The organism is Rathayibacter rhapontici (genome assembly GCF_001995175.1).
In the GTDB taxonomy this organism is placed as follows: domain Bacteria; phylum Actinomycetota; class Actinomycetes; order Actinomycetales; family Microbacteriaceae; genus Rathayibacter.
On sequence record NZ_MUKN01000094.1, the window covers coordinates 1 to 7,615 of the forward strand.

Genomic DNA, 7,615 nt, shown 5'->3' on the forward strand with positions numbered 1-7,615 from the left:
GGATCGTCGGGAGGGTGCGGTCATGTCGGAGTCTCCAGAGAAGGGTGCTGCGGGAGGGGGGGGGGGGGGGCCGGTGCGCGGTGATCAGCGCAGGGCGGCCGCGAGGCTGCGGGTGCCGAGGATCACGAGGGCGGCGTCGTCCTGCGGAGGGTGCACGCGCGAGGCGAGCACGTCGCGCAGGTGCCGCTCGAGCGGGTGGTGCCGGGTGAGGCCCGGATTGCCGAGGGCGGCGACGGCGGTCTCGACGGCCGTGACCGCGGACCTCGTGGCGAGGAGCTTGCCGGCGAGGACGCGCTCGGCGGCCTGCGGGTCCCCCGTGTCGACGCGGGCGGCGAGCGAGAGGAGCACCTCCTCCGCCTGGACGAGCTGCGCCTCGATCTCGCCGGCGACGGAGCGGATCCGCTCGGTGGTCGCGATGGGCCGCCCGAGGGAGGTGGGCACCCGCTCGTTCGCGAAGCGCACGAAGAAGTTCTGCGCGGCGCGGCCCACGCCGACGTAGAGCGCGGCGACCGCCAGGCCGAAGCCTCCGGCCGCACCCGACTCCGGAGGCAGCTGCGAGCGCGGGGTGCCGCGGAAGTGCTCGAGCGGGATCCGCACGCGGTCGTAGACGACGTCGTGGGTGCTGGAGGCGCGCTGGCCGAGGTGGTCCCAGGTCCGCTCGATCCGCAGGCCCTCGGCGTCCGCCGGCACGATCGCGTGGCCGAGCTCCGGCTCGCCCGACGGACCGTGCGGATCGACCGCCCAGACGAGGTGGTAGGCCAGACCCTCGGAGCCGGTGGCGAAGCCCTTGCGCCCCTCCAGCACCCAGTCCTCGCCGTCGCGGCGGATCGTGGTGGCGGGCAGTCCGCCTCGGGCCGGCGCGCCCCACTCCGGCTCGGCCCGCACGGCGTTCAGCAGCACGGGGCGCTCGCGCGAGTCGTGGAGTACCGAGCGGTAGAGCTCGTCGGGCCAGATCCCGGAGCGGTCCTGCGCCGCGTGCTGCAGCGCGGTCATCGCCGAGATCAGCGCGACGGCCGGGTCGCCGGCGCCCAGCGCGCCGAACACGCGCACCAGGTCGACGGTCGAGGCGGGGGTGCCGCCGTAGCGGGTGCCGACCGCGAGGGTGAGCAGGCCCGCGTCGTGGACCGCGCGGATCCCCTCCCACGGGAACTCGGCGGTGCGGTCGTGGTGCTCGGCCGTCTCGGCGAGGCGCGCGGTGACGCGGGCGAGGGCGCGGTCCGAGAGATCGGGGGCGTCGAGCAGCGGTGCGGTCAGGAGGCTCACGCGGACACCTCCGCGAGCTCGCGCTCGGCCTCGAGCGGCGGCTGCGGGACGATCTCGCCGCGGCGCCCGGTGGCCTCGCGGTGCGCGAGCTCCTGCCGCACGAGCGGGACGAGGTAGCGGCCGTAGTCGATCGCGTCGTCGAGGTTGTCGTACCCGCGGATCGAGATCAGATCGGCGCCCAGGTCGACGTAGTCGAGGATCGCCGCCGCCACCGTCTCGGGCGTGCCGACGAGCGCGGTCGAGGCGCCCTGAGCTCCGGTGGCCGTCGCGGTCGGGGTCCAGAGCGCGCGGTCGTGCAGATCCCTGCGCTTCGCGATGTCGAGCAGGCGCTGCGACCCCACGTTCGCAGGGCCCGAGGCGCCGGGCGTCTGGACCCACAGCCCCTTCTCGCCCTTGCGCGGAGACCCGGTCGTCGCCGAGCGCCCCTGCAGGATCCCGAGGATGCGGTGCGCCTTCTCCCAGGCGAGCTCCTCGGTGGGCGCGATGATCGGGCGGAACGTGACCCAGGTGCGCGGCGTGTCCGCACGCCCTGCCGCGATGGCCGCGTCCGCGATCCGGTCGATCTGCTGCTGCGTGTCGGCCAGCGGCTCGCCCCACAGTCCGAAGATGTCCGCGAGCGCCCCGCCCTGCCGGTAGGCTCGTCGCTCGAGCCGCCGACCGAGACCGGGATGTCGCCGCGCACCGGGCGCACCCGGGAGACGAAGTCCTCGAAGCGGTAGTAGCGGCCGTCGTGGTCGAACGGCTCGGTCGCCGACCAGACGCGGCGCAGGATCCGGATGTACTCCTCCTGCCGCGCGTAGCGCTCCGCCTTGCCGAGGCGGTCGCCCTCGCGGGCCTGCTCGTGGTCGCTCCCGCCGGCGATGAGGTGCACGACGGCGCGTCCGCCCGACAGCTGGTCGAGGGTGGCGAGCGCCTTCGCCGCGACGGTCGGGTACACCGTGTTCGGGCGCAGGGCCACGATCGGCTTCAGGTGCTCGGTGTACTGCGTCACCGCCGCGGCGATCGTGAACGGGTCGTGCCCGGCCGAGCCGTACGGGACGAGGGTGTAGTCGAAGCCGCCCTCCTCGAGGATCCGGGAGTAGCGGCGCAGGTGGGCGACGTCGACGGCGCTCTCGGTGAGGCCGTTGACCTCGTTCGAGCGGTTGACGTTGATGGCGGAGATGAACTCGACGACCACGGTGGCCTTTCGGAGAGTGCGTGCGGGCACGGCGGAGAGACCTCGCTGCGGAGGCCGGAGGCGCCCGGGAGCGGGGCGCGGAGGGGTCGGGCAGGACCGGAGGTCCGGGCTCGACGAGTGCGACGCGACGAGCGCGCGACGCGCTGCGGGAGGGACGGAGCGGCTGGAGCGGAACGCCCGGAGGGGCGCGTCAGCAGCGGCGCGTCAGGCGGAGGCCGGACAGGAACATCCGCGCACCGGCGCGGAGGTGTTCCCGTCCCGGCGCATTCGCGCGGAGGTCGATCCGTCGACTCGACCGTGCGGCGCACGGCGGGCGCCGAGGGGCGCGGCCGGGGCGAGGGCGCGGGAGGAGGTCATGTCCACGACGCTACGGGGAGCGGAGTCGGGGCGTCCAACGATGATTCCGGATGCGTTCCGATCGGCGCTCCCGATCGTTGGTAACTTTCCGACTTGTTCGCCGGGCAGCGGCGCGGGAGCCCTCATGCGCGGGCCCCGGCGGGCACCGGAGTCGGTCGCGAGCGGACCGCTCCGAACACCTCGGCGAGCGCCGCGAGCGCGGTCTCCTCGATGTCCGGTGCGAGCCCGCGGCGCGAGACGAGCCGGAGGTTGACCGATCCGAGCGCGGGCAGATCGCGGCGCACCTCGAGCCCCTCCGCGACCGCGCCCGTGTGCGCTGTGGGCAGCACGGCGACTCCGATGCCGGCGCGCGCCGCGGCGATCACGCCCTCGAGCCCGGCCGACTCGGCGACCACGTGCACCTCGTGGCCGAACGCCCCGAGCTGCTGCAGAGCCCGTCGGCGCATGCCGCACGGCTCGGAGTACGCGACGAGCGGCAGGGGGACGCCCTCGGGGGCCTCCCACCCGGGCGCCGCGTACCAGTCGAGCGGGAGCGTGGCCACCTGGCGGCCGGGCAGGTCGCCGCCGACTCCGAGGATCACCGCGAGATCGACGACTCCGCGGGCCACCGCCCCCGCCAGCTGGGTGGAGCGGTCGAGGGAGAAGCTGACCGGCCTGTCGTCGAACGCGCGGCGCAGCGCGCCGAGCAGTGCCGGGAGCAGCTGCTCCGCGGCCGGCTCGGTGAGCCCCAGGGCGAGCGGGTTCTCGGTGGCGGCGTCGAGCGTCTCGAGCGCGTCGTCGTGGACGGCGAGTATCCGCCGGGCCTGCACGAGCAGCCGCTCGCCCGCAGGAGTGAAGCGGGCCTTCCGCCCGGCCTTCTCGATGAACGTCCGCTCGAGGCGGCGCTCGAGGGTGCGCACGTGCTGCGACACCGTGGGCTGGCTGATGTGCAGGGCGACCGCCGCGCGGCCGAAGCCGCCGCAGTCGGCGATCGCCACGAGCGTGCGCAGGTGGACGATGTCGAGGGTCTCCGGCATGCTGCGAGGCTAGACAGGCGCTCGCCGCGGAGCGACCCGGAGTGCAACACGGCGACACGGCGACGCCCTCCCCCGCGGGGCCGGGGCCGGGCGGAGGAGGGCGTGCGGGGTCGATCAGTGCGCGAGCACGGGCTCCCCGGCCGGGACCGCCGGCACCGCGGAGCGACGGCGGAAGAGCAGCACCGACAGCACAGCGCCGAGCGCGAAGAAGCCGGCGCCCCATCCGTACGCCACGGAGTAGCTCTGCACCGCGGCCTCGGCCGCGACCGCCGCGGTGACCGGGGAGTTCGCGGCCAGGTAGTCGGTGACCGCGGTCGCGGCGAGCGTGTTCAGCAAAGCGGTGCCGATCGATCCGCCGACCTGCTGGCTCGTGTTGACCATCGCCGAGGCGACGCCGGCGAATCGCGGATCGACTCCGCGCGTCGCCGTCTGCATCGACCCGGGCATGATCGAGCCCATCGCGAACCCGAGCACCATGAGCGCCGGCAGCACGTCGGACGCGTAGGCGCTGTCGAGGTCCAGGCGGGTGAGCAGCAGCATGCCGACCACTCCGAGCACCATGCCGGACGGCACCATGACCTTCGGGCCGAAGCGCGGCAGCAGCAGGTTGGTCGAGAGCTGGGCGGCGAGGACGAGCATGCCGATCATCGGCAGGAACGACAGCCCGGTGCGGATCGGCGAGTAGCCCAGCGAGACCTGCAGGTAGTAGGTGACGAAGAGGAAGATGCCGAACATCCCGGCGCCCGCGATCAGCACCGAGAGGTAGGCGGCGCCGCGGTCGCGGTCGAGCACGATCGGCAGCGGCAGGAGCGGGTGCTCGGTCGTGCGCTGGCGCTGCACGAAGGCGGCCAGCAGCACCACCGCCGCGACGAGGGGGCCCCAGGTCATCGGCGAGTCCCAGCCGTCGGTCTCGGCGTTCGCGAAGCCGAAGACCAGGCCGAACAGCGCACCCGAGACCAGGAGGGTGCCGGGCACGTCGAGCCGGGGCCGCGGGCCGGTGCGGTCGATCGGCGGCACGAACACGATCGCGCCGATCACGGCGACGACTGCGATCACGACGTTGATGTAGAGGTTCCAGCGCCAGTCGAAGCTCTCGGTGAGCACGCCGCCCAGGAGGAGTCCGACCGCGCCGCCGGCGCCGGCGATCGCACCGAAGACGCCGAACGCGCGCGCCCGCTCCTTCGGCACGGTGAAGGTCGTGGTGAGCACCGCGAGGGCGGTGGGAGCGAGGAGCGCGCCGAATACGCCCTGCAGCGCGCGGGCCGCGATCAGCAGCTCGAACGTGCCGGCGGCCCCGCCCAGAGCGGAGGCGATCGCGAAGCCGATCAGGCCGATCACGAAGGTGCGCTTGCGGCCGAGGAGGTCCGAGAGGCGGCCGCCGAGCAGGAGGAGGCTGCCGAAGGCGAGCGAGTAGGCGGTGACGACCCACTGGCGGTCGCCGTCCGAGAAGCCGAGGTCGGCCTGAGCCGCGGGGAGGGCGATGTTCACGACGGTCGAGTCGAGGACGACCATCAGCTGGGCGAGGCCGACGGCCACGAGGGTCCACCAGCGGCGGTTCGAGGGGGCCGCGGCCGCGGGGGCGGCGGGCACCGGCAGGGAGGAGGTCTGCGTCATGAGGGAGAACATATACGAGACCGCGGGGTTTCGATACTGAGAAGTCTCGAAACTTTCGAGTTCCGCATTCCACGGCGTCCTGATCTACCCTGGAGCGACGAGCCGCCCGGACGGACGGCCGCCCGCACCAGACAGGAGACGCTGCGATGACGCCGCCCCCTCCCCCCGCCGTCGGCACCGACGCCCCCGTCCGCCCCGGCCGCCGCCGCGATCCGAGCCGCGACGGCGAGATCCTGAGCGCCGCCCTCGACGTCCTCGCCGAGACCGGCTACGACGGCATGACCATCGACATGGTCGCCGCCCGGGCCCGCGCCGGGAAGGCGACCCTCTACCGCCGCTGGCACTCCAAGGCCGAGCTCGTGGTCGACGCCCTGGCCTGCCTCAAGGGCGCCGACCTCGCCCCCGACCGCCTCCCGGACACCGGGACCCTGCGCGGGGACCTCGTCGCTCTCATCCGCCCGCACACCATCGAGGACGCCGAGCGCAAGCTCCGGATCATGGCGGGCGTCGTCGCGATGATCTCGAAGTCGCCCGAGCTCTCGGACGCCGTCCGCGCGGCGATCATCGAGCCGAGGGCCGAGGCGAACCGCATCCTGATGCGCCGGGCCATCGAGCGCGGCGAGATCGCGGCGGACATCGACCTCGAGACGCTCGCGCTCGTCACGCCCGCGATGGTCGCCTACCGCGTGCTGCTGCTGCGCATCCCGGTCGACCGCGCGTTCCTCCTGTCGCTGATCGACGGGATCCTGCTGCCGGCCGTCGGGCTGGGGCGCTAGGACCTCGCTCGAGCGCTACTGCGCACCGTCCTGGGCCCCTCGATCGCCGGGTGGCGTGGATCGGACCGGAGGACGAGCACGGCCCGCCTCTCGATGAGAGGCGGGCCGTGCTCCCTCTCCGGCTACTCGCAGGCGATGAGGTCGTTGTCCGCATCGAGACGGGCGATGTCCCCGTAGAACGGGTAGTAGGTGTTGAACCACTGCTGCGCCGCAGCCTGGTTCCCGTTGAAGTCGGGGCAATCGACGTCCGCCGGCCTGGCGGGGGCAGGACCGGGCCCCGGTGCCGGTGCCGGCGCCGGAGCCGGCCGGTTGCTCTGCCACAGCGGCCGGCCCGACGTCGAGTAGATCACGAGGTTCCCGTCGTTCTGCATGACCATGCGGGCCCCGGCGTTCCCGCTCGTGGCCGACTGCCAGACCGGTCGGTTCGCGGGGCTGTAGACGACGGCGTTGCCGTCCGCCTGCATCACGAGACGGCTGCCGGCCGCGGAGGTGCCGGTGAACCAGCGGACCGCGCCGCGGCTGTAGACGACGAGATTGCCGTCCGCCTGCATCGCGGCCTCGCTGCCGCCGTCCGCCGAGCGCAGACCCCGCCCGGACGCGAGTTCGCTGCCGGAGGTGAGGACGTCGGCGATCACCGGAGCGGGAGGCGCCGGCGGGGCGGGCGGCACGTACGTGGACCACAGCGGACGACCGCCGGTGGAGTAGATCACCAGGTTCCCGTCGTTCTGCATCACCATGCGGGCCCCGGCGTTGCCGCTCGTGCCCGACTGCCAGCGGACTCCTCCGGCCGCGGCGTAGACCACGGCGTTGCCGTCCCTCTGCATCACGAGGCGGTTCCCGGGACCCGAGATGCCCGAGTTCCAGTTCACACCGCCTCGCCCGTAGACGACGAAGTTCCCGTCGGCCTGCATGACCGCCCGGGAGCCCCCGTCACCGGAGGTGAGCCGCTGGTCGGAGCGCAGCTCGCCGCCGCCCTGGAGCGTGTCTCCGACCACGGCAGGCGGCGGCGCCTGGTACCCCGTCGCCCAGGCCGGCGAGCCGTCGGCGCGGTAGATCACGAGGTTGCCGTCGCTCTGCATGACCAGCCGGGCTCCCGGAGTGCCGCCGGTGCCCGAGTTCCAGACCGCGGCGTTCGAGGAGGAGTAGACGACGAGGTTGCCGTCCGCCTGCAGGACGATCCGCGACCCGGCGACGGAGGTGCCCGTGTACCAGACCGGACGGTTCGAAGCGTCGTAGACGACCGCGTTGCCGTCCGTCTGCATCACGAAGCGGAACGCGCCGTTGCCGGAGACGAGCGACTCTCCCGCGGTGAGGGCCCCGTCGGCGACGAGTCGATCACCGGGCACAGCCGGCGGTCGAGGGGGTGTGGGGGCGGGAGGACGAGTGGGAGTCGGAGCCGGGGCGGGGGTCCT

At 73.8% G+C, this 7,615-nt stretch carries 5 protein-coding genes and 1 pseudogene; 1 reads left to right on the plus strand and 5 read right to left on the minus strand.

What is annotated here, in order from left to right; all coding sequences use genetic code 11:
• Window positions 1-84: 84 nt before the first annotated feature.
• From B0T42_RS18200 to B0T42_RS18215, 4 genes and pseudogenes are all read right to left on the minus strand, one after another.
• Window positions 85-1,263 carry an acyl-CoA dehydrogenase family protein gene (locus B0T42_RS18200; RefSeq protein WP_077224403.1) on the minus strand — a complete coding sequence of 393 codons (1,179 nt, stop codon included), beginning with the start codon at window positions 1,261-1,263 and terminating at the stop codon, window positions 85-87.
• A pseudogene (locus B0T42_RS22490) lies at window positions 1,260-2,470 on the minus strand (LLM class flavin-dependent oxidoreductase). The gene B0T42_RS18200 and the pseudogene B0T42_RS22490 overlap by 4 nt, the downstream one beginning before the upstream one ends.
• Window positions 2,471-2,919: 449 nt before the next feature.
• Window positions 2,920-3,813, minus strand: a complete 894-nt coding sequence (locus B0T42_RS18210; protein ID WP_077224404.1) for a LysR family transcriptional regulator — start codon at window positions 3,811-3,813, stop codon at window positions 2,920-2,922.
• A gap of 114 nt (window positions 3,814-3,927) precedes the next feature.
• The gene (locus tag B0T42_RS18215; RefSeq protein ID WP_077224407.1) at window positions 3,928-5,427 is read right to left on the minus strand and encodes an MFS transporter; all 1,500 of its coding nucleotides are present in this window, start codon (window positions 5,425-5,427) and stop codon (window positions 3,928-3,930) included.
• A 146-nt stretch (window positions 5,428-5,573) separates the two neighbouring features.
• Between B0T42_RS18215 and B0T42_RS18220 the strand changes: the two genes are divergently transcribed.
• Window positions 5,574-6,203 carry a TetR/AcrR family transcriptional regulator gene (locus B0T42_RS18220; protein WP_077224405.1) on the plus strand — a complete coding sequence of 210 codons (630 nt, stop codon included), beginning with the start codon at window positions 5,574-5,576 and terminating at the stop codon, window positions 6,201-6,203.
• A 122-nt stretch (window positions 6,204-6,325) separates the two neighbouring features.
• On the opposite strand, the gene B0T42_RS18225 is transcribed toward B0T42_RS18220, so the two are convergent.
• Window positions 6,326-7,549: a hypothetical protein gene (locus B0T42_RS18225; protein WP_077224406.1), complete on the minus strand. Its 1,224-nt coding sequence runs from the start codon at window positions 7,547-7,549 to the stop codon at window positions 6,326-6,328.
• Window positions 7,550-7,615 lie beyond the last annotated feature (66 nt).

What these genes read in the sequence shown, in the direction of transcription:
- B0T42_RS18210 (WP_077224404.1), bottom strand. Translation starts at nt 3,813, where the DNA reads ATGCCGGAGACCCTCGACATCGTCCACCTGCGCACGCTCGTGGCGATC.
- B0T42_RS18215 (WP_077224407.1), bottom strand. Translation starts at nt 5,427, where the DNA reads ATGACGCAGACCTCCTCCCTGCCGGTGCCCGCCGCCCCCGCGGCCGCG.
- B0T42_RS18220 (WP_077224405.1), top strand. Translation starts at nt 5,574, where the DNA reads ATGACGCCGCCCCCTCCCCCCGCCGTCGGCACCGACGCCCCCGTCCGC.